The organism is Mesomycoplasma dispar, from assembly GCF_000941075.1.
Classification (GTDB): Bacteria; Bacillota_I; Bacilli_A; order Mycoplasmatales; family Metamycoplasmataceae; genus Mesomycoplasma; species Mesomycoplasma dispar.
Genome location: NZ_CP007229.1, coordinates 354,182 through 377,470, shown reverse-complemented (window position 1 = coordinate 377,470; position 23,289 = coordinate 354,182). Strand labels below are relative to the sequence as shown.

The 23,289-nt window shown below is 28.9% G+C and carries 14 protein-coding genes and 5 tRNA genes; 15 read left to right on the top strand and 4 right to left on the bottom strand.

Annotation, left to right across the window (positions count from 1 at the left end):
- Nucleotides 1-36 precede the first annotated feature (36 nt).
- The 3 genes from MDIS_RS01410 to MDIS_RS01400 are packed head-to-tail and all read left to right on the top strand — an operon-like array spanning nucleotide 37 to nucleotide 3,560.
- Nucleotides 37-1,881 (top strand): sodium:solute symporter family transporter, encoded by a 1,845-nt coding sequence (locus MDIS_RS01410; protein WP_044635318.1) that lies wholly within the window; start codon nucleotides 37-39, stop codon nucleotides 1,879-1,881.
- Between the two features lie 9 nt (nucleotides 1,882-1,890).
- The gene (locus MDIS_RS01405; protein ID WP_044635317.1) at nucleotides 1,891-2,589 is read left to right on the top strand and encodes an N-acetylmannosamine-6-phosphate 2-epimerase; all 699 of its coding nucleotides are present in this window, start codon (nucleotides 1,891-1,893) and stop codon (nucleotides 2,587-2,589) included.
- Nucleotides 2,590-2,606: 17 nt separating this feature from the next.
- Nucleotides 2,607-3,560 (top strand): nucleotidyltransferase, encoded by a 954-nt coding sequence (locus MDIS_RS01400; protein WP_044635316.1) that lies wholly within the window; start codon nucleotides 2,607-2,609, stop codon nucleotides 3,558-3,560.
- On the opposite strand, the gene MDIS_RS01395 is transcribed toward MDIS_RS01400, so the two are convergent.
- The gene (locus tag MDIS_RS01395) at nucleotides 3,557-6,172 is read right to left on the bottom strand and encodes a cation-translocating P-type ATPase (RefSeq protein ID WP_044635315.1); all 2,616 of its coding nucleotides are present in this window, start codon (nucleotides 6,170-6,172) and stop codon (nucleotides 3,557-3,559) included. The genes MDIS_RS01400 and MDIS_RS01395 overlap by 4 nt on opposite strands.
- Before the next feature lie 108 nt (nucleotides 6,173-6,280).
- On the opposite strand from MDIS_RS01395, the gene smpB reads away from it, so the two are divergent.
- Nucleotides 6,281-6,718: an SsrA-binding protein SmpB gene (gene smpB / locus MDIS_RS01390; protein WP_044635314.1), complete on the top strand. Its 438-nt coding sequence runs from the start codon at nucleotides 6,281-6,283 to the stop codon at nucleotides 6,716-6,718.
- Between the two features lie 29 nt (nucleotides 6,719-6,747).
- Entirely contained in the window at nucleotides 6,748-7,344 is a 597-nt protein-coding gene (locus MDIS_RS04295; RefSeq protein WP_211249662.1) for a thermonuclease family protein, read from the top strand.
- Between the two features lie 287 nt (nucleotides 7,345-7,631).
- On the opposite strand, the gene MDIS_RS01380 is transcribed toward MDIS_RS04295, so the two are convergent.
- Genes MDIS_RS01380 through MDIS_RS01370 form a run of 3 tightly spaced genes read right to left on the bottom strand, consistent with a single transcriptional unit; the run spans nucleotide 7,632 to nucleotide 15,792 of the window.
- Nucleotides 7,632-9,422, bottom strand: a complete 1,791-nt coding sequence (locus tag MDIS_RS01380; protein WP_044635313.1) for an Mhp366/Mhp367 family surface (lipo)protein — start codon at nucleotides 9,420-9,422, stop codon at nucleotides 7,632-7,634.
- 26 nt (nucleotides 9,423-9,448) lie between these two features.
- Entirely contained in the window at nucleotides 9,449-12,601 is a 3,153-nt protein-coding gene (locus MDIS_RS01375) for a P110/LppT family adhesin N-terminal domain (RefSeq protein WP_044635312.1), read from the bottom strand.
- Nucleotides 12,602-12,615: 14 nt separating this feature from the next.
- Nucleotides 12,616-15,792, bottom strand: a complete 3,177-nt coding sequence (locus tag MDIS_RS01370) for a P97 family adhesin (protein ID WP_044635311.1) — start codon at nucleotides 15,790-15,792, stop codon at nucleotides 12,616-12,618.
- Nucleotides 15,793-16,053: 261 nt separating this feature from the next.
- Between MDIS_RS01370 and mip the strand changes: the two genes are divergently transcribed.
- The 10 genes from mip to truB all read left to right on the top strand — a co-directional run bounded on the left by mip (nucleotide 16,054) and on the right by truB (nucleotide 23,288).
- Nucleotides 16,054-18,618, top strand: a complete 2,565-nt coding sequence (gene mip / locus MDIS_RS01365) for an Ig-specific serine endopeptidase MIP (RefSeq protein ID WP_129640134.1) — start codon at nucleotides 16,054-16,056, stop codon at nucleotides 18,616-18,618.
- A gap of 134 nt (nucleotides 18,619-18,752) precedes the next feature.
- On the top strand, nucleotides 18,753-19,433 hold the full coding sequence (locus MDIS_RS01360) for a tRNA ligase subunit PheS family protein (protein ID WP_044635310.1): 681 nt from the start codon (nucleotides 18,753-18,755) through the stop codon (nucleotides 19,431-19,433).
- Between the two features lie 6 nt (nucleotides 19,434-19,439).
- The gene (locus MDIS_RS01355; RefSeq protein ID WP_044635309.1) at nucleotides 19,440-21,599 is read left to right on the top strand and encodes a phenylalanine--tRNA ligase subunit beta; all 2,160 of its coding nucleotides are present in this window, start codon (nucleotides 19,440-19,442) and stop codon (nucleotides 21,597-21,599) included.
- Nucleotides 21,600-21,672: 73 nt separating this feature from the next.
- Nucleotides 21,673-21,870: a 50S ribosomal protein L32 gene (gene rpmF / locus MDIS_RS01350; protein WP_044635308.1), complete on the top strand. Its 198-nt coding sequence runs from the start codon at nucleotides 21,673-21,675 to the stop codon at nucleotides 21,868-21,870.
- 95 nt (nucleotides 21,871-21,965) lie between these two features.
- A tRNA-Asn gene (locus MDIS_RS01345) sits at nucleotides 21,966-22,040 on the top strand.
- Between the two features lie 3 nt (nucleotides 22,041-22,043).
- Nucleotides 22,044-22,119: transfer RNA gene (locus MDIS_RS01340), tRNA-Glu, on the top strand.
- Nucleotides 22,120-22,126: 7 nt separating this feature from the next.
- Nucleotides 22,127-22,202 (top strand) — tRNA-Val (locus MDIS_RS01335).
- 4 nt (nucleotides 22,203-22,206) lie between these two features.
- Nucleotides 22,207-22,283 (top strand) — tRNA-Thr (locus MDIS_RS01330).
- A gap of 35 nt (nucleotides 22,284-22,318) precedes the next feature.
- Nucleotides 22,319-22,402 (top strand) — tRNA-Leu (locus MDIS_RS01325).
- 46 nt (nucleotides 22,403-22,448) lie between these two features.
- A complete protein-coding gene (gene truB, locus MDIS_RS01320; RefSeq protein WP_044635759.1) occupies nucleotides 22,449-23,288 on the top strand; it encodes a tRNA pseudouridine(55) synthase TruB in 840 nt (279 codons plus the stop codon).
- Nucleotide 23,289 lies beyond the last annotated feature (1 nt).

Here is a 23,289-nt window from a genome sequence, read left to right as displayed (position 1 = left end):
TAAAAAAATTAGAAAATTAGAAAAAAAGGAGAAAATATGCCTGAAAATAAAGCTAGTTTTTCCGTAACTGATTGAATTATTTTAGCAATTTATATACTTTCAATGTTAGTGCTTGGGTTATTTTTTTGGTATCAGGAAAAAAATAACAAGCAAAAAAGCACTGATTCTTATTTAGTGGCTAAAGCAATTAAAGTTCCAGCAATTGTTATTGCCCTTTCAATTTGGGCGACCGGACTTTCTTCACTTACTTTTTTAGGGCTTCCTGGTCTTGCTTTTAAAACAGGATGAATGTGATCTGTTGGACAGGTTGCAATTATTTTGATTAGCCCAATTTTAATTAAATGAATTATTCCCTTTTATCGTCAAATTAGCGCAAATACCGCTTATGCTTATCTCCAAAGTCGTTATAATTACCTAATTCGGGCTTTGAGTGGTGGCTTATTTGCTGTTTTTCATATCGTTCGCATTGCGATTGTTTTGTATATTCCCGCGCTTACATTGTCACTTTTTGTTGATTTGAATATCTATTTAATTGTCGGAATTATGGCGATAGTTGTGATTTTAAACACTTATTTAGGCGGTTTTAAAGGGGTTTTATGAACTGATGCAATTCAAGGTCTTGTTTTACTTTTAGGAATTATTTGCATTCTCATTTTTGGATTAGCAAAAACTGACTGGAGTCAAAAAGATATTCTACAATCAGTTTTTAATGCAGGTCAGTGAAAAATAAGTGCAGCTAGTGGCGGGATGTTTTTGCTTTTTTTAGGAAAATACGTTGAAACTATTTTTTCCTATACCGCATCTCAGGATATTGTTCAAAGATATAAAACTTCAAAATTTATTTCAGGAACTAACAAAACTATCTATATTAATATAATTTTGACCATTATCACAATTTTTGTCTTTTTTGGCGTTGGTTCAATGTTGTATAGTTACTATAAATCTCAAGGTTTTAATGTTGATGCCAAAGACGCAATTGACCAAATTGTTGGTCGCGAAAACGCGGCAAATAATCAACTTCTTTCTTTTTTTATCATAAAAGTTTTACCAGCAGGACTTTCAGGCTTGATTATTGCCGCGATTTTTGCCGCAAGTCAGTCGACAATTTCTTCTTCAATGAACTCGTTAGTTAATGTTATTGTCAGCGATTTTATTGAACCAATCCGTAAATTTCAGAAAAAACCAGCTATAAAAGACCGAAAAATGTTGATTATTTCAAAAATTTTAATCACATTTTTCGGAATTCAAGGAATGCTAGTCGCTTTTCTTTTAGCTTTTTCAGGTCAAACCAATTTATTCGAACTTTTTCTAGCGATAGTTGGACTTTTTGGCGTCCCAATTGGTGCGATTTTTATGTTAGGAATTCTGACTCGGAGAACAAATTCTTTTGGTGCTGTTCTCGGAATTAGTGTCGCTTTTATTTGCGCTTTGTTTCTATGAATTTTTACAAACAAAAAACTTATCCCTAAAAATTTAGTAATTGAATTTGCAAGCGAATATGTGGCGCTAATTTCCTTTTTTCTTACTAATTTTTTTGCCTATTTTGGTTCAATAATTTTCAATTTCTTTAATAAAAAAGAAAAAAATTTAAAAAATTTAACAATTTGGACAAAAACACCTGAATTTGATAAATTAATCGCATTAGAAAAGCAAATTGCCAAAAATGATTTCAAGTTACAAAAAATTGCCAAAAAAATTGCAAAAAATATTCCAAATTTAATGCCAAAATGGTATAAAATTTTAATTTTCGGACATCCTAACTATAGAGAAAATGAGGTAATTAAAGCAAATCAAGAATTCTCTGTAATCGAAAAATTGCAAAACCAAAAGTTAGTTGAATATGAAAAAATAAAAGAAAAATTAGCAAAAAACGCTAATTAAGGGAGAAAAATGCGTCTTTTAAAAAATAGTTTCATTGTCTCATGCCAGGCGCTCGAAGAAGAACCGCTCTATGGAGCAAAAATAATGCAAAAAGTGATGAAAGCTGTGCTTTTAGGCGGTGCTGACGGAATTAGAACTTCACAAATTGAAAATGTCAAAGATTTTTTTGAGTTAAACCAAAAAGCGCCTTTGATTTCTTTGATTAAAAAATTATACGTAAATTCAAGCGTTTTTATTACGCCAACTTTGGCTGAAATGAAAGAATTAATGCAATTTGATAATCAAATAATTGCAATTGATGCAACTTTGCGCAACAGACCAGCAGAAAGCCTTGATGAAATTGTTGATTTTTTCCATAAAAATCGAAAAAAAAACCAATATTTACTAGCAGATTGTGCCGATTATGAAGATGTTGAAAATGCAATTAGACTAAAATTCGATTATATCGCGCCAACTTTGCGTGGTTATACAGAAACCACGCAAAATCGTGATAATATTGAAAATAATTACGAATTTTTACGCTGAATGGTTAAAAAAGCACGTAATACTGGCGTTGAAGTTGTCGCTGAAGGCGGTTTTAATGAACCGCAAAATGTAATTGATGCTTTTAAAATTGGCGCGCATTCAGTCGTTGTTGGATCAATGATAACTCGTCCTCATGTCATCACTAAATTTTTTGTTGACAAAATTCGCAAAGAAATTGGCTAGAAAAGAAGGTCTTAAATATGGCAATTGCAATTATCGCAGAATACAACCCTTTCCATAACGGGCATATTTATCAACTTGATTATGTTAAGAAAAACTTTCCTAATGATAAAATCTACATCATTTTAAGTGGAAATTTTACACAAAGAGGGGAAATTAGTCTTGTTAATTTTGAGACTAAAAGTAAAATTGCCCTTAAATATGGTGCTGATTTTATAATTAAACTTCCGTTTGAATTCGCAACGCAAGCTGCTCATATTTTTGCCAAAGGTGCACTTAAAATTATTAATGAACATAAAATTGATAAAATAATTTTCGGTTCTGAATCAAATGATGTCGATAATTTGTATCATCTTGCGAATTTGTGAAATGATAATCAAGATGCTTACAATGCTTTTTTGAAATATGCGCTTAAATTAGGCTATTCTTTTCCAAGAGCGTGCGCTTTTGCCCTTGAAGAAATTAGCGGACAAAAAATTGTTCTCCCAAATGACATTCTTGGTTTTGAGTATATCAAGCAAATAGTTGCAAATAATTATCCAATTCGTGCATATACTTTGCAAAGAAGTGAAGAATATAGTGAAGAAAATCCTAATGCAAAAATTGCATCTGCAACTTATTTACGGCAACTTATTAATGAAAATAAGTCAATTTCGCAATTTTCACCAATGAAATTTCAGCAGCCAATTTGTTCAATTGCCAATTTATACCCTGAATTTCAAAAGATTGTCAGAGAAACTCCAGCTGAAATACTTGCAAAAACTTGACTAATTAGTGAAGGAATTGAAAATTTATTCAAAAAACATATTGAACAGCCAAATTTTGAAAAATTTTTAAATGCGGTAAATTCCCGTCGGTACACGAATTCGCGAATTAAACGGGCAATGTTGTATATTTTGTTCAAAATTGAAGACCCAAGTAAATTTGATGAAACTAAAATTGAACTTGATTGCTGAAAAAATCAAGAATTTTAGTGCTTTTTTCGAAAATTAGCAAAAAATTTTCAAATCTGGTCAAGAAAAATTGGGACTAAAATTAACAAAAGTAAAAGATAATAATTGCTATTTTTTAAAATTAATAAGTATGACTTTTCAAAATCCTCTGGGGCAAAAATCGCATTAATTCCTGGAACTAGCGAAACGAGTAAAACTGAAAATAAACTTGCCAGAAACCCGATATGCAAAAATTTTAAATCGGCAAATTTGTACCGAAAAAGTAAGTTATTCGTTGCTAAAATATAAGAAAGACTAGCAAGACCAAGGCTAATAATTAAAAAAGCAATTGTCGATGATTTTGTAAGTCAGAAACTAAAAAGTCCTAAAAAAGTGATAAAAATTGCCCAAAAGGCAATTTTTAATATTAACCTTTTTGTAAAAAGTTGTTTATTTTCCTGCAAAAAACGTTTATTCATCACGTTTTTTGCAATATTAGTAAGACCTAATGCAACTCCGCCAAAAGTTTCTGAAACAACGTTTATTCAAAGAATTTGTAAGCTAGAAAAAATTTGTTCTTTAAAAATTAAAGTTGCAAAAACTACCGATAAAAGCATTGAAAAATTAGCAACTAGTAAAAAAACAAAAAGTTGTTTAATATTAGCAACAATATTTCGACCCGTTTTAATTGCAGAATAGAGAGTTTTGAAATTATCATCGGCAAGAACAACATTTGCAACTTGTTTTGAAACTTGCGATCCTGTTATCCCCATTGCAAAACCAACATCGGCTTTTTTCAGTGAAGGCGCATCGTTTACACCATCGCCTAACATTGCCACAACTTGTTTTTTTGCTTGTAAAGCACTTACAATTTCTAATTTATCTTCAGGTTGTGAACGCGAATAAAGGTGGAATTTTTCCACATTTTCTCTTCAAAAGTCATCTTTTTTCCAATCTTTACGATCAGCAAAAAGCGAATTTTGGTTGACAATTCCTACATTTTTTGCAACTGCAAGCCCAGTTGAAAAACTATCGCCTGTTATCATTATTGTCTGAATTTGTGATTGTGAAAGCGATTCTACAATCGCTTTTATTTCTTTTCGCGGCGGATCTTGAAAAGCGATTAGACCAGAAATTTTGATATTTTCAAGATACTTTTCAAGATTTGTGTCTAGCTTTTCTGTTTCTTTTATTTCTGAAAAACCAAATGCAAAAATTCGATAACCAAATTTTTGCATTTTTGCTAATTTTTCTTCTAAATTATGGTCAATATTTCTAGCTTTTTGGAATATAACTTCTGGAGCACCTTTGATAAACAGAAACTTTTTACTCTCAATTTCATAAAAAATTGCCGAAAATTTCAGCTTTGAACTAAAAGGGATTTTATCTATGAATTTATAGCTTTTTTCTAATTTTTCCTTTTCAATTTCATATTTTTTTGCCTTTTGTAAAATCAGAACTTCTTCAGGGTCGCCAAAAAATTTTTCGGTTTTACATTCAAAAAAACTATAGGCACTTGTATTCAAAACTGCTTGATTTCAAAAGGTTTTTTGCTCAATTTGGTGATAGAAAACATCAACTATTTCCATTTTGTTTTCAGTTATTGTTCCTGTTTTATCAGAGCAAACAATTGAAACCGCCCCAAGCGCTTCAATTGTTTTTAAATCTTTGACAATTGCGTTATTTTTTGCTAATTTTTTTACCCCAATAATTAAATTAATCGTCACAAGTGGCACAAGACCTTCGGGAATAAAACCGATTGCAAGTGAAAGTGAAATTACGATCGCCTCTTTAGAATGACCAAAATCACCAGCGGCAACGAGAAAAATGTAAATGAAAAAGAAAAAAATCGCCAGAAGAGCGGCAATAAAAGTAATAATTTTTGAAAATTTGGCGATTTTTTTTTGTAAAGGTGATTCAGATTCTGCTGTTTTTGAAACAAGTGAAGCAATTTTTCCCAATTTTGTATTTTGCCCAACAGCTGAAATCAAGATTTTTGCACTACCACTAAGGACGCTTGTTCCGCTAAAAACTTGCGATGTTTGATTTTCCCAGTTTAGCATTTTTTCTTTATATACTGAAGTGGATTCTCCCGTTAAAATTGCTTCTGAGACAGAAAAATCCTTCATTTCAATTACATAACCATCGGCGCTAATTAAATCACCTGCACTAACTTCAAGAATGTCACCGACTAAAATATTAGCAGAATCCAGACTTATTTTTTTGCCCTCACGAATTATTGTCGAAACTGGTGAGTTCAAATTCGAGATTGCATCGATTGCTTTTTTTGATTTTGTCTCTTGAACCAAGGAAAAAAAGACGTTAATTGTGATAATAATTGCGATAACAACTGGCTCGAGATAGGAAATTATTTTTTTTCAAAATTCTAAATCATGTTCAAAAATAACTGTTATTAAAAGCGAAATGATTATTACAAAAATTAAAACAAGTGTAAGTGGTTCTTTTAATTGGTTTAAAATCCGGAAAAATAACGATTTTTCTGGTGGTTTTGGCAATTTATTTTCACCAAAATTAGTTTTTGAGAGACTAATTTGTTGCTGATTCAGACCGCTTTCCCTATCAATTTGTTCTAAAAAGGGAATTAGATCCAAACTTTTTGCTTGATTTTCACTATTTTTTACTTTTTTCGACATTTTTAACGCCTTTTAATGAATATATATGAAATTAAGGATGTTAAATTCATATAATAAAATAAACAAATATAATATAATTTATAATTATAATATTATTTTAGGTTAATAATGAAAATTTTAGTACAAAACAAGCGTGCACACTTTGACTATGAAATAATTGACAAATTCACAGCCGGAATTGTGCTTCTTGGTTGAGAAGTTAAATCAATTCAGGCAAGAAATGTCTCGCTTGTTGGTGCTTTTTGTTATTTTAAAGGTTCTGAACTTTTTCTTGGAAATACAAAAATTAGCGAATATAAAGGTTCGCGGGGTCAAATGGATCGAAGTCGCAAACTTTTATTACATAAACACGAGCTAAAAAAGATTTTAAAGGAAAAAGTTACAAAAAAATTAACGATTATCCCACTTTTTATCGGTCAAAATAATCGAAAAATTAAGGTTGAAATTGCTCTTGCCAAAGGAAAAACAAAAATCGACAAGCGAAATGTGATTAAAGAACGACAATTAAAAAGGGAGGCCTCAAAATTTTTAAAAAATTATCACTAATTTTTAGTTTTTTACCAGTTTTTTCACTAATGAGTTGCTATGACTACCTTTCTGGAGTTCGTAACGAAAAAACTGATAGCATAAAAGAGGTTGGCCCTCTGAAAAAATTTAGTGTTTTTGATAAAAACTCACAAATTAAAAAGGGCTTAACTTATACAACTTTTGTAAAAGATGTCTATGATGGCGATACTTTTACCGACAAAAACAACAGACGTTTTCGACTTTTTGGAATCGATACACCCGAAATTCAACTTAATAGACCCAATAGAAATATTGACACAAAATTGATGAAATTTCACGCTTTACGTTCAAAAAAAGTTCTTCAAGATTTGGTTTTAAACCGTTGAATCTCATTTGAAATTGTTGATGTTGACAATTATCATCGACTTGTCGTAATTATCAAGGATGAAAATGGCGAAAATATTAACCTTAAAATGGTTGAAGGCGGGTTTGCAATTAGTCGCTATAGCCAATATGAAAATCCAAAAAAGAAATATTACCATCCCGAACATCGAGATTTAATTGACAAATTGCGAAAGGCTCAAGAAAAAGCTAAAAATGACAATTTGTCAGTATGAAAAGATGATGTTCTTAAAATTTACGGAATAAAAGTTGCTGTAAAATAAAGAATAATTTTATTATTTTTCTTGTTTTTATTAAATTTTTATTTTTTTAAAATAAAATCAAAAAAATAGTTTTTACTAAATAAACTTAAAAAAAACTATAACTAATTAAAAAAATACAATTATAGTTTGATTTTTTCAAAAGAATATCTGCCGCTATCATAAGGTTTTAGTCTTATATTTTAATTTTTTTACGAAAAAGCATCTTCTGTGGGTAAATATAACATTTACAAAAAACGCTTAAAAATCAAGCATTTTTTAAAAAAATGTGAAATTTTAACTATTTGTTGTTAGTTTAAATAAAATTTTTCAATTTCACTAACAAGATCATACTTGTTTGTTTTAAAAACTACCGCCGATGAAAGATGAGAAGTCAAATTATTTTGGTCGAAATAGTAATTTGGATTATTTGGATTATCATTAATAATTAGACGATTTAGGAAGGCGAGCGAACCGTCTAAATTATAGATTCCACTCCCTGATGCGCCTGGTCCGTTTGTTGCAAAATAATATGCGCTTGGCGTGTTTGGATCTTTTTTGTTTGTTTTGTTGCTGGTAATGTTAGGTTTAATTGAAATTCCTTTAAAGAAATTTTTAATTGCAAAATCTTGTGGATAAAAAAGTCCGATTTTACTTGTATAGTCAAAATCTTCAATCTCTCAGTTACGCCTGGAAATTTTTAAGGGGTTAATATTAGACATTTTTTCCCAAAATTTGCGAAAATCTTTAAATTTTTCAATAAAATCAGCAAATTTTGAATGTCAAATACTATTAATTCCCGAGGTGTTTGCATACATTTTTTCTTTATTTTGGTTGTAAAATTCAATTAATTTTTCAACATCGGCAATAAAATCTTTATAATTAAAGTAGAAAATTGCAACATCTAAACCTTTGTTGTCGAATTTTTTCTCAAATTGAAAATATTTATTATATGCATTTTTACTAAATTGGTCAATTTCTGATTTTAAAGGCTGTGATGAAATACCTCGAATTTGTCTACCATTTAAAAGTTGAATCGGTTTTCCATTTTCAAGAATAAATCTTTGATTTAAGATTTCAATTAAAGGTGAATTTGGTAATTTTTTAATTTGAAAGTCATCATAATATGTTAAAAAGTTAGATAATTTTGAAATTCAACCATTCGATCTATCTTTATAGTTCATTAAATTTCAAAATTTTACACTTTGGTCGTTAACAACGTGATCATTTGTCAAAAAAGTTGCTCTACCATTTTTAGTTGTTAATAAAACGGCTGAACCGGATGCGAATCGCATATTTCTTTTGTAAATTTTTTCAAACTTTTGGTCGTTAAAATCGATTGATTTATAGACAAATTTGTCTAAACCGTAATAATTTACTAAATTTTCAGGACGGAAATATGCTGAATTTATATTTTTTGCCTGTATATTTTCCGATAATAAATTTGGTCTAATTTTTTTGAGCAAATAAATGTATAAATCTTGATTTTTTTCACCTAAAAAACCGGTTTCATTTTCTTTTTTGATCGCATTTGTTAAATTATTAAGACTAAATTTGTGATAATTTTTAGCAAAATCAATTTTTGGACTTACAAAATTTAATACATTATCAAGTTGATTTTCGCTAAAATTAAAGGCTGATTTTCGATTTATTCTTTGAAAATCAGCATCAGATAAAGATAATTTATCTGAAATTTTAGCATTTTTGAGATTATTGATTTTTTTATCAGAATTTTCGCCCTGTAAATCTAAGTTATTTTTAACCAAATCAGTTTTGGGTTCAGATAATTTTTGCTCACTTATTTGTTTTGTTTCCTTTTTACGATCGTTATCACTACTAAGGTTTTCCGTTTCTTTTTGAGAATCTAATGATTTTTGTAAATTATTATCTAAATTTGGTAAAGATTGCCTGCTTTTATCAACAAAATTGTCTTTTTTTACTGATTGATCATTTTTAGGAATGTTTTTTTCTTTTTGGCCATCAATAATTATTTTTTGTTGCAACTTTTTTCGTTCAATTTGATCGACACTACTTATTGTCGTGCAAGAAAATAATCAAAAAGGTAAGAAAACCAAAGTATTTTTTAGTATTTTTTTGAACATTTTTAAATTCTTTACAAAATATATTTTTACTTTAAATACGCGTTAATAAAAGAACTTCTTATTTCATCGCGAGCTGAACTACCAAATTGACCTGTTAATTGTGGATCGTTATAAACTGCGAGACCTTTTATAATGATTGAACTTTTTGAATCAGTTGCCTTTTTTACGCTACTTTCAGCATTTGAATCATTTTGAGAAGAAACTGAAACACTTTCTTGAGACAAACTAGATCCAGAAGAAGTGGCTGTGTTGGTTTCAACCTGTTTTTTATCAGGGTTTGGACCAATTTGCATTCAATCAAGATTAAAATAATTAGGAAATGGATCTCACATTTTAGTTATAGGGTTTACGTTATAAATTGTTTTTCCATTCAAACTAACTGATGAAGGCGAATTTAGGTGATTATTAGCTGTTGAAAAAGCGTTAATTTCAATTGATCAAGGTGTTTTGATGATTTCGAGAACAATATTTTGATCTTCATCGATTACAGGTTTTACATTTTGCAGGAAAACAGGATTAGAATTTTTAAGTTCCTGACGGTAAAAACGATTTTCAGATACACGATTTGCAACTTCAATTGCTGGTCGATATTCTGAATGTGGCGGGAATCCTGTATTTTGAAATATGTCACCTGTAAAATTTTTTGTTGGTTTTCAAGAATTAGATCCTAAAACCACTGTTTGTTTATCAATCAATTGCATAGAAAAGGAATCTGATGATATGTAAAGGCTGCTTCTGTTTTTATAAAAGTAGGATTGAAGGGTTTTAAAATCTTTTACTTGTTTTAAATCAAAACCAATCACATAACCATCAAGTTTTTTTTGTTCTTCATCTGTTTGGGTTTTTCCTACACCTTTAATTTTATCATTCAAATCATCACTAGTTATGACAGAAGTAAAAGTTTTTTTATCTTTTGACTGTTCAACTTCTTGCGTGACAACACCAATAGAATTAATCTTATTCACAAATTTTGACTTTGCAACTTTTTGAATAAAAAGCCCATTTCCATTGGAATCAGAAAGTAAGTAATGTTTTTTATAATCATTAATATTTTTCGGTTTAAAAGCGAAATAAATTACCCCCGAATCCAAACGAGAAAACGGTGCTGGTGTAAGTTGTTTTTGTCCTGAAGTGGTACCGGAAGTGCTAGTTTGCACTTTTTTGACAGCGTTTTGACTAAATTTAATCGCTTTTTTAATCTCAAAACCATCTTGAGTTAATTTATTTTCACCTGTTTTTGTCTCTTCAAATTTAAGATTATTATCAGACAAATCACTAATTTTATATTCAGAATTATCATCAGATTTTGTAAAACTTGCTTTACCATCAAGGAAAAAGGTTGGATAAAATTTTGATGCAACATCAAAAGCGCTATGAGTAGAACTAACAATGCCGGTAATTTGGATTTTTGTTGATGCTAATTTTGTATTATTTTTATTTGAAAATAAGGTAAATTCAAGACTAACATTACCGCCTTTATTTTCAAGACTAAAATCTGATTTAACATCATAAGAAGCTAAATTATGCTGTAAATTAAGTGCTTTTCAAATGGTTTTACCAAGAGTTTTATCATTTTTCTCGGTATTTTCAGATTGTCCATCTGCAAAAGTTTGCACTTTTACTGTTTCAGTTTTAAGTTTTTTGGCAATTTCTACAAGTTCTTTTTTGTAATTCGCTTCTTCTTCAGTGTTACCTTTTTTACCAAAATCAAGTAAATAAAGATTTTCAACAAGTTTTTCGTTAGGATTTTCGGGGTTTAATTGATTTGAATGATCCTTAATTTCGTTAATCGTGCTTATAAGTTTTTCAGAACTTATTGCAATTGAATTATCCGCTTTTTTAAGCGAAAAAACTTGCGTTTTTTCTTCAGGTAAATTTTTTACAAAAATTCGGGAAAACTGATTTAGGTCAGGTTTTAAATCAAGATCAAATTTAAAATTAAAAATTTTAATTAATTTTTGACCATTTTTCTTGTTTATATCAAAAGACAAATCAAGTCGAATTTTTCCATCTCTTAGCAAATTAGAGCGATCTGCTTCACTAATTTCGTCGATTTTTTTGACTTTAACAACAATGTTGTTAGCGGAATAATTTTTCAATTTGGCTGTATTAATTGAATATTCGCTTTGAATATGGTTGAATAAATCGCTAAAATTTTGATTAGTAGAAACGCCATTAATTTTTTTTTCTTTTGAGTAAAAAGTTTTTGATAGTGATAAATTTTCATTCACTAATTTTTGCTGAATTTCCGGTTTAAGTTTAATTTCATTTTCAAGTTCATCACTTGTTCATTTAGTTACCTCGTTTTTAATTTCCTCTTCAGAGATAAGACCGTTAATTTCTAACTGAATTTCGGTCTTTTTTTCAACATTATCAAATGTAAAATTAAGGAAATTTTTACCATTAACACTTGAAAAATTAAGGTTTTTTCCTGTAATTTTAGGTTCTAAAACTTGACCTTCACGCATAAAAGAAGGCAAACCAAGCGTGTTAATTAAACTATATGAGCCTTCAATTGCAACGAGCGCTTTTTCAAAAGCACGAAATTTTTGTACTTCAGTTTTTTGAGCCTCTTCAAATTGACTTTGCAATCTACTTTTAAATTCAGGAAAACTTAAAAAGTTTTTAGCAGGAACAACAATTGATGATTTTTTTTCATCAATTTCAAATTTAGAAAGATTTTTATCTGAATTTGTCTTATTTGAAAACCCTTTAATTTCAATAGCTTTTGAAAAAACTTGTCTTTTATCTTCGGTTTTTACAAAAAGTACGACGTTTTTAATTGAATTTTTACTAACAGCGGCGTTGCTTAAATCATAACTTATTTGGTATTTTTTCTGATGTAATTTTTCTAAATCAACCAAAGAAAGAAGGTCTAAATTATAAATCTTACTTTTTGCTAACTCAAAGGCAGTTTCAGCCGATAGTTCTCTAAAATTTTCTTTAATAACCAAATTTTCAGAAAATTCAGCAAGATTGTTAGTAAAAGGGTTTTCTGTTTGATTTATGTTTAAAATTTCAGCTTTTTCGTTCAATTTTCCATAGTAGGAACTATTATATGACCAAATTCCCAAAGGAATTGCGGTTGAAAGTGTGGTAATCAAAGTTAAAAGTGAAACTCCAACAATAATTTTTAAATTTTTCCTTGAAACTTGTTTAGATTTAAATAACTTTTTCATTTTACCCTCTTTTTTTATTTTGCTGGCGAAGATGTGACTGATTGTGTGTTATTTTCTTTCTTTTTTGTTACAGAAATTTTCAATTTTCGACTAGCAAATATTTTGTTATCTGTACTAGAACTTTGGTTAGACTGGTCAGAGGTGCCAGGTGATTGGCTAGATTCAGAAGGTTTTTTTGGATTAAATGAAACACTTAATAAAAATTTTAATCTGTCGTTATCTTTGTTTAACATGTTTTCAAAACTTGGTTGAAAATCAAATTCAATTTCTCCATCTTTAAGTGCTTTATTAAAATATTCTTTAATTTTTTTAATATTTTCAGGTTTATCTCTAAAATCTTCATTGAATTTTTTATCACCTAAATTTCCTGAATCTGTCAATTTATCTTTATTAGATAATTTATCCTCAATTTTTTTAAACATTTCTTGATCAATTTCAAAATTTAACAATTCAGGGGAAATATTCCCAATTAATCCATCTAATTCTAACTGTAATTTAGCTTTTTCATCAACTTTTTTATTTGAAAAATTTATTAAGATTTTTTGAATCGGACTTTGAAAAAATAATTTTTTTGAACTAATGTTACCGATAACGTAATAAAAATTTAGCGTTAAATATTCGGTATTTTCTTCATCTTTAACTTTTCCAGTTTGATTATTAGGATTAGACGTGTTATTTTCCGCACCATTTTGAGTTTGTTGTGAATTTGAAACATTAGATTGGGGAGTTTGTTCCTCTTGGCCCTTATTTTTTTCAGATTTTTTTTTCGAGTCTTCTATTTTCTCGATTTCACTATCAAAATGTTTTTTAGAAATTTCGTTACCTTTTCTAAAAACAATTTGGTATCCCAATTCTGAATCTAATTTTGCTCATGCTTGAAAATTATCAAGTTGGGCGGCTTTAAGATAAAAAGCCAATAAAACATCTGCTAAAGTAGTAAAACTAACACTAGTTTTATAGTTTTCTTCGATTTCTTGAAAAGAAAATTTTTGTTTAGAATCAGCAAAAATTTGTTGATTTCTCAAAAAATCAACTACTTTAATAATTGATTTATCTTGTAATTTTTCAAAATCTTCCTTTATTTTTTTAGGTAAAAAAAGTGTTGAAAAAAAACCTTGGTTATAAAAGTCATAAAAATGATTGTTAAAACTCAAAACATTTATATTTTTATTATTGAGATTAATTTTTTTTGCTGTTTCAAAAATATCTTTAAAACCCTCATCCTGGTTAAAAACTTGCAAAGGATAACGATTTTTATCCAAAAGTCCAAAAGCTTTTGCTAAAATAAAAAAAGTATTAGCGATTTCATCTGGTTTTTTCTGAATTAAATTAGCAAAAAAGGACGCAACATCAGAAGGATTTTTGAAAAAATTTTGCGAATATAAAGAACTTACTTCTAATTTTTGGTCAGGATTTCGTGAACTTACACTAATTTTTTCCTGATTTTTTTCAAAATTTTCAATTTCAGTCAAACTAGGAAAAGCAGTTTTACCAGTTCATGATTTTACTTTTGCTTCAAAATTTTCAAAATTATAATTATATCTTGAAGGCAAACTTAACTTCTCTGCCAAACCAGAATAATCTTGCTTTGCTAGCAAACCGTCAATTTCCTCTTTTTTTAAGGGGGATTGCGTGATAACTGGTTGTCCATAAACCGAAATAAATTCAGTATAACGTTCTTTTTCTTTATCAATAAAAAGTGGATTTTGCAAATAAATTAGTTCTTTTTGTGTTCCAGGAACCGCTAAATTAGTAAAATTAGATGTTAAATCAGGAACAGTTTTTGCAGAAGAACTAAATCCGCTAATTTTTAAAATTAACTCTTTTTCATAGATAATTTTTTGCGAATCTCTTTTAAAAAGTGATTCACTTAATAAAATTTTATAAGGAAGTTCAATTATATAGTTATCGTTTTCATTTTTTAATTTGGCGTTTTGGTGATCGAATTTAAAAGTAATTCCTGTTTGATTTTTAGGAATTACTTTTGTTAAATCAGTAAAATCTAGTTCTAAATCTTCAACTAAAGTTGAATTAATTAATTTTTTTAAGTAATTTGGGCTATTTTGTGCAGAAAAAAATTCTGATTTGATTTTTGCAAAAAAATCAAAAGGATTTTGTTCAGTTATTATTAATTTTCCGTCTTTTTTTTCAGTGTTAAACTTTAGTGGTTTTAACTTGACATTCTGAAAAAAAGTTTCAACATTAAAAAACAAGGATTTTTTATCCTTTGTTTGAAGATTAATATCAAAAACTTTAGATGAAAACGATTGACCAATATCGCCTAACATTTTGACTGCATCAGGAGTCAATTTTGCTTCAAGAAAAACGGTAGCAATTTCGTTCTGTACACTTACAAATTGCTCGCTTGTTTTATTTTTTATGAATTGAAAATTAAAAATTGGGTTTTCACTTGCCCCAATTTTGTTATCTTTTGATTTGTTAACCTGCGAAATTAAATTGGATAGTCGGGGTAAAATTTCACCTATTTTCGCTTCAACTTCCGCTGATGTTTGTGATTTATTGATCTTTTCTGCAAAATCTATTGCTCTGTATAGGATTTTTTCATCGTTTGCTGGTTTTTCATCGGAAAAATTAGTGATTAGTGTTTCTAATTTTGAAACGCCATCATTAATAGTTTTTACTATTTTTTGTAAAGCAAAATTAAAATCAGCTTTTAGAAATTTTTTTGACTCATAAAACGAAATCGGCTGTAAAAAATAGTCTGAATAAGCAAAGTCGTTATTTTTTAATTTTTGCTTGACACGAAATTTGAGAATAAAATTTTGATTTAAATTATCAAAACTCAAACTAACAAACTCGAAAACTGGGGCAAAAGGATTTGATGAATTTCCTGAAAATTGTGTTAATTCATTAGAATTTTTCTCTGCCATATAAACCGTTAAATATTCATTTAGATTGATTTCATCTTTGAGTTTGTCACCAACAAATAATTTCTCCTTAATTTTGAAAAAATCACTGTTTTCAGTGATTTTTTCGGGTTTAAAACTGACATAACTTACTTTTTTCGCAAACTCTTTTACATCTTGACGCGGATGCTTGCCGTTATATTTAATCGTGAGACTAATTCCAACAAAAACACCAAAAAATACTAGACTTCCAAAAGTTGAGGCTAGAATCAAAACTGCTTTTTTATTTTTTTTAAGTTCGCGAATTCGATCGGCTAGTTTCATAACTTTCACCTCCCTGAATTTTAGATCTCATTATTAGTAAATTTTATCATATTTTGGAATTCTGCATAAAATTATAAGGTAGATAGGTAAAAATACAGTAATTTTTCCTGAAAATATGGTAAAATTTTTTATTATTTTTAAAAAAATTTTACTTTGATAATTAAATCACACTTTAATGACAATATTAAAAAAAATCAAGTATTTTTCAAAAATAATAAAATTGTTTGAATTTTTTTTAATATTTGTTTAAAAAAAAGCATTATGGCCATAAAAAATAAATTTTTCAAAAAAACATTGATTTTTCAAGCATTTTTTCTTGCTAGTCTATTTTTTGTTTCTTGCGGAAACAAAAGTTTTAATGAAATAAAAAATCCAATTCCGAGAATTGAAGAAGAGAAAAAGGAATTGAAAACTGATGAAAAAAAGCAAAAAAGTGAAAAAAGTGATTTAATAACAAAAAATATTGAACCGAAAGATTTTTCATTTTTGCAATCGGAAGTTAATGATAGACAAATTTTGTTTAATTTTTCAATTAAATTCAAAAACCCTAATAATTTATCGGTAATTCTTGAAAATAACGATGAAATTAAACTTCAAAATTTTACTTTAGAAACGTCAAATTCACAAATATTTTTTTTAGTTCCACAAAAATATGAAAAAATCGTTTTGAAATCAATTAAAGATGGAAATGTTCTTTATTTATTTAAACGTGATTCAAAACTTGAATTTTCATTTACAAATAAATTTGAAAAAAACGAAAAAATTGAGTGAAATCTTGTTAAATTTAGTGATTCAAACAGGCGAAAAGATGAAATTTACCCAACTGATCTAAAACTTGATGAAATTAAAATTGAACTTGTTGGCAAAAGTAAAGAAAAATACGAATTGATAAAATTGCTCGAATTTGACCCGTTTTTTAACCAAAGAGAAAAAAATATTTCTGACTGACTTGGCGCAATCGGCTTGGTTATTAAATTAAAAAATAAAAAAACAAATGAACAAGAAATTAAAAAAATTGAACTAAAAGGATTTAAAAACAACCCTTTTGATGGTCAAAAAGATTATGATAAAAAAATTTCGTATTTTGATAATCTTGACCGCGATTATTTAGAGTATGCAAAATTAGACCAACGATCCCGATTTGAATTTGACAACAAAAATTATATTTCCGGACTTAGCAATAACTTAAGTTTTCACGGTAAAAACCCTTTAAAATACCGTAAAAATTTGGATTTTAACGCGAAAAAAGCTATTGATATTTTCGACAAAAAGGCGCGTTTTTTTGGAATTGAAAACTACAAAAACTCTTATATTAAAGGTTTTACACTACCAAAATTTGACCAAAATAACAATTTTTTAGGTCTAAATTTCTATGACGGAGCGAAAGAAATCCCAAAAGCGTCAATTCGTACTGATTTTATTGGCAAAAATCAATGAAAATTTACAGGATTACCACGTCATCTTGTTAATAAAATGTATAAAAAAATTGCTTTGCAAACTTTTGGGATTGAATTTACCAACCGTAATGATTTAGGTCAAAATTTTGGCACTGCCGGAACAATGTGAATTCTAGATTTTGAAAAAACAAAAGACGGAAAATACCCCACAAAATGATATTTTGGTACAAATTTGCACGTTGCCGATAATTTAATGTTCGATAAGACGCAAAATGTGATAATTACAAAATTAGATAGCGAGACTGATCTTGATAAAAAATTTTCTACAGTCAATAATGACTCAAGTTTTCAACGATTTTACTTTAAAAAACCGGCAATTTTACGTAACTTTATTAGTAAAATTTTTCTCGGTTCTGATTTTTTAAAATCAAAACCGAGTGATTTTCTCGAAGAAAAACAAGCAAAACTATACGAAAAAAGTGAAGAATTTATTGATTTTGCTGTTCTTGAACTCGATTTTTCTAGAATTACTAGTCAAAATGATCTCTGAATATGATCATTTAAACCTTTTGACCAAAATCAGTTGCTAATTGACCAAAAATACGGAGAAATCAAGACAAATCCGGAAAAATTAGCAGAATTATTAACAAATAATTATGCTAATTTACCTGATTCTCACATTAGTTTTAAGCAAAATTCCTATCTGGACAAGTATTCTGAAATTGATAAAAAAATTATTTCAACCAAAGATGAACTTCAGAAATACAAAGGAGAAAGTCTTTTTGCTGTTGGTTTCCCTTCATCTAGCGATGATTTTTATCTTCAAAGCGACGATAAACAGAACAAAGATGATGCCTATTCCCGTCGAAATGAGACTTTTTCACTTTGGACGAATAGCGAACCGCAATTTTATGATAAAAACAGTCAAAATTTACATTTTTCAGAAAAACTATTAGACCAAGGAGATTATCTATCTAGTCAAATTGGCTATCGCACTTTTTGAGAAAAACCAGGAATTGTCGATGCTTTTCTTAGTTTTCCTAACATTTACAAATCAGTTTCAAGTTTTGAAAACTCTGGTAGATTAATTTCTAGCGGACTTAATTACATAGTCAAAAATTTTGCAACTACCGGTGGCGCTAGTGGCTCATCCTTTCGAAACCAAAAAAACGAACTTGTTGGCGTTTATCATTTTGGTAATAAATTCGCAAAAACAGGTCTAATTGCCGCTTTTCGTTCTGAGGGATTTAATTATTTTGGTTTATTTGGAAAATATAATTTAGCACAATATGATTTGATTTACGGCGGCGGGAAAGATCAAAAAAACTCCTATCGCCAGGCGCTTTTTGCAAAAAAAGGCCAAATTAGCACTAATTTATTCCCGAATGGTCTTTTAGAAATTCCTAATAATTTCAAATTTTTAAAATAAAAGTTGATTTAAAAATTTGAAATTATTAATTAACAAAGATTGAAAAATTAACCCTATTTTATGGTATAATTTGCTATATTTTAGAGAAAGAAAATAACTTTTTTACTAAAAGTTATTAAGATTGGGATAAAACTATGAACGATTCCCGTAATTTAATTTCAAGTTTAACAAAAAGAATTACTGATTTTCTAGCAATTTACGGATTTAAATACATTAAGTCCGATGAATTAACAACTTTTGAACAGAATTTTGTAAAACTTAACATCGATGCAAGCCATCCTGCTTTCGAACCAAGTCAAAGTCTCGTTTTTGATGATAAAAAGTTGCTAGCAACACATAAAACTGGAATTTCAATTGAAATTATCAGCAAATATCCTAACCAAGAACTAGCATTTTTTTCTTATGGGAAAGTTTTCCGTAACGACGAAGAAGATGCAACTCACTCGCACCAATTTAATCAATTAGATTTAGTTGCAACTGGAAATTATAGCGTTGCCCATCTTAAAAGTTTAATAAGCAATTTGCTTGAATATGTTTTTGAAGAAAAACTAGAAACTCGCTTTCGTCCTTCATATTTTCCGTTTACTCAACCATCTTTTGAGGTTGATATTTTTTATCAAAACCGGTGAATTGAAATTTTAGGTTGCGGACTTTTGCATCCAAAAGTGATGAAAACTGCTGGTTTTAGTTCAAAAAAAATTTACGGAATTGCTGCTGGAATCGGAATTGAGCGACTTGCAATGGTTAAATACGAAATTGCTGACATTCGGGAATTTTATAAAAATGATTTACGCTTTTTAAAGCAATTTAGGTAGGTTAAAATGCTTTTTTCATTAAAAAGACTAAAAAAATTAGCAAATTTAAATGCTTTTAGTGACCAAAGCATAATTGATGGCTTAATTAATCTCGGTTTTGAAGTTGATCGAATCTCAAAATTAAACGAAATTTCCGGTATTAAATTTGGTTTAATTTTGGAAATTAAAAAAAATCCCGATGCTGATAATCTCTTAATTTGCAAAATTCAATTCGATGATCAAGTAAGACAAATTCAAACAGCAGCAAAAAATGTCACTGAAAACAAGCAAGTTATTGCATTTATTCCTGGTTCAAAAAAAGGCGAAATTACCTTCCAAGCAAAAAAATTACGCGGCCACATTTCCGAAGGAATGTTAGTTTCTAGTACTGAATTAGGTTTTAATCAAGAACTTTTAAACTCTGAACTAGACCAAGGCGTTCTTGTTTTTGACCCAATTTTTGATCTAAAATCGGATCCGCTCGAAGTTTTAGAACTAAATGATTTAATTCTTGATATCAAACTTTTATGAAATCGTCCGGATGCAAATTCCTATTTAATTTTAGCACGTGAACTTGCTGCTTATTTTAAGACAGAATTAGATTTTGATTTTAATAAATGAAAAATTCAAAGTAAATTTGAATCAAATCTGGAATTTATTAATAAAACTGATAGTGAAATTTTTGCACTTGAAATTCAAAAAGTGCCTAAATTAGATTTAGTTGATATTTTTCTACTTTTAAAATCGGAAGTAAAAATTGCTGATTTTACAGAAAATTTCACTAATTTTGTCCTAATTTACACCGGACAACCTTGCTATTTGTTGCAATTAGAAAATAAACAAAAAAAAGTTGAACTAGTTTATAAAAAAGTTGAAATTAATAATTTTGACAGTTCAACTTTAGCCTTCCAATTTTTGGTAGATGGAAAACCTGTTTTAATTCCAGAAATTTTTGAACCTATTATTTCAGAAAACGAAAATTTCTTCCTTATTCTTCCAAAATTTGATTTAGTCAAAATAAGACAAATTAATCAAAATTTAAAGAAAAATAGTCCAAAATCAAGGCAGCTTGCAAAAAATTACAACACAGGAACTACTTTTTTATCAATTGTTTTCCTAAATTTTTTTCTTGAAAAAAAGGAAATTGACTTTTCCTTGCCAATTAATTTTGATTTAAATTTAAAATTGAAAAAATCAGAAATTCAATTAAATTATGACGAACTTAATGATATTTTAGGTTTAGAACTTGATGATGAAAAAATTAAAAAAACCCATTTAATTTTGGAAAAAATAGGGTATAATTTTAACGAATCAAGTTTCATTGCGCCCTTTTATCGCGTCGATATTGAATTTTTTGCTGATTATGCCGCTGATTTTTTGAGATTTTATGGACTTGAAAATCTCGGCGAAAAAAAATTACAAGTAAGTAATTTTAGAATTCCTGAAGTTGATTTTAAACCAGCAAAACTCGAAGTACTTGGGTATTATGAGACAAATTCATTCCTTTTGATTTCAAAAAACGAGAATTTTAACCCGTTAGAACTTGAAAATCAAAGTTTAGCGACATACCCATCCCAGGATCACACAACGATTCGCTACTCATTGGCCTGGCAGTTGGCAAAAATTGTTAAATATAACGTAAAAAGAAAAATGAGCGATGTCAGCATATATGAAACTGGCTCAATTTCGGAATGAAATCAAGTTTTTGCATTAGCTTCAACTGTTTATGGTATTGAAAACCTTAAAAATCACCTAAAATTATTATATAATTATGATTTTGATTTCGTCCCAGCAAATTGTGACTTTCTTGAATCAGGAAAATCGCAATTTATTTACCTTAACAATAATTTAGTAGGTTGAGTTGGGCAAATAAACGCAAAATATGGTTACGAAAATATAAATTTTCTTGAAATAATCGTATCAAAACTTGATTCTTTTTCACAAAAGGAGAAAAAGATAGTTAAATTTCTACCTTACGATAATTCACAACTAAAATATCGCGATGTCACACTTTCATTAGAAATAGGTGATTTTCCCGATCCTTACTTAAAAATTATTAAAAAAATTCCTGAAATTTTCTCGATAAAATTAAAAGATTATGTTATAATTAATAATCGCCAGAAAATAACCTACAGAGTTACTGGAACCGATCAAGTTTGTCAAGCAATTGACAAGTTTTACAAATAATAATTAGTAAAGTTTATTTTTTTCGACAAAAAAGTCAAAAAAAATAAACTTTACTATAATTAAAAGGAAAAAAATGGCAATAGTCCCAAAACGAAAAACTTCAAAACAAAGAAAACATAAACGACAATCACACTCTGCTTTGAAATTGCCAAATTTAGTTAATTGTTCAAATTGTTCAAATAAACAGTTACAACACCATGTTTGCCAATTTTGTGGATTTTATAAAAATCGTAAAGTTGTTAGTTTCAAAGCAATAAACGATAATAAATAATTAATATTTAATTTTTTTAGATTTTATAAATAAAAAAATTAAATATATTTAAAAAAATAAAAATTTTATAGTATAATTATATATAGTTTTATTTTGCCGATTTAGCTCAGCGGTAGAGCAGCTGGCTGTTAACCAGTTGGTCGCAGGTTCGATCCCCGCAATCGGCGCCATTTGGCCCGTTGGTGAAGCGGTTAACACACATGGTTTTCATCCATGGATTCACGGGTTCGAGTCCCGTACGGGTCACCAAATTTTCGGAAGATTAGCTCAGTTGGGAGAGCAACGCCCTTACAAGGCGAAGGTCAGGGGTTCAAGTCCCTTATCTTCCACCATTTCGCCACTTTAGCTCAGCAGGCCAGAGCAGTCGCCTTGTAAGCGAAAGGTCGTAGGTTCGATTCCTATAAGTGGCACCAAGCCCAAATTTAAGTCATAAGTTTTGTGTTTTTCTGCGCGAGTGGTGAAATGGCAGACACGCTAGATTTAGGCTCTAGTGCCTTCGGGTGTAAGGGTTCAAGTCCCTTCTTGCGCACCACGTTAATGATCAACCTCGTGTTGATTTTTTTTTTTTTTTAATAACAATGATAACATTCCTGTATAAACCAAAAAAAATAAGTTCGGCAACTTTTCTTCGAAAATGAGCAAAACAAAATTCAATCAAAAAAGCTGGGCATTCAGGCACTCTTGATCCGATGGCTTCAGGAATTTTATTAGTTGCAACTGATGATGACACAAAATTATTGCAATTTTTCGATCAAAAATATAAAACATATTTTGCAAAAGTTCAATTCGGCTTTTGATCGACAAGTTTCGACGCTGATGGTGAAATTTTCCCGAGCGAAAATAACATTATAGTTTCAAAAGAAGAAATTGAAAATGCATTAAGAAAACTAGAAAAACTAGAAAAACAAATTCCACCTGTTTTTTCAAGCAAGAAAATCGCTGGAAAACGCGCCTATCATTACGCTAGAAATGAAGAAAAAGTCGAATTAAAACCGATTAAGATAAAAATAAATCAAACAATTTTGCTGAATTTTGACGAAAAACAGCAAAATTGCACTATAATGTGAGAGGTTTCACGAGGCTGTTATATTCGTTCTCTCGCTAATGATCTAGGAAAAATTTTAGGCACAAGAGCATATTTAAAAGAACTTGAACGCACCAAAATTGAAAATTTTGGTATCGAATTTGTAAATTCGTTTTTTCAACCACAAAATCTGATTAATTTTAAACAAATTTTATTAAACGAAGAAAATTTGCGCTTGATTTTTCAGGGAAAAAAATTTAATTATTTTGCCAAAGATAATGATTTTGTTTTATTAATGTTTAAAAACGAAATTGTTGGTTTTGGCAAAATAATTAATAATCAACTATTTCCAAAAAAATTATTTGGAAATAAGATTAATAAATTGATTAAATAGT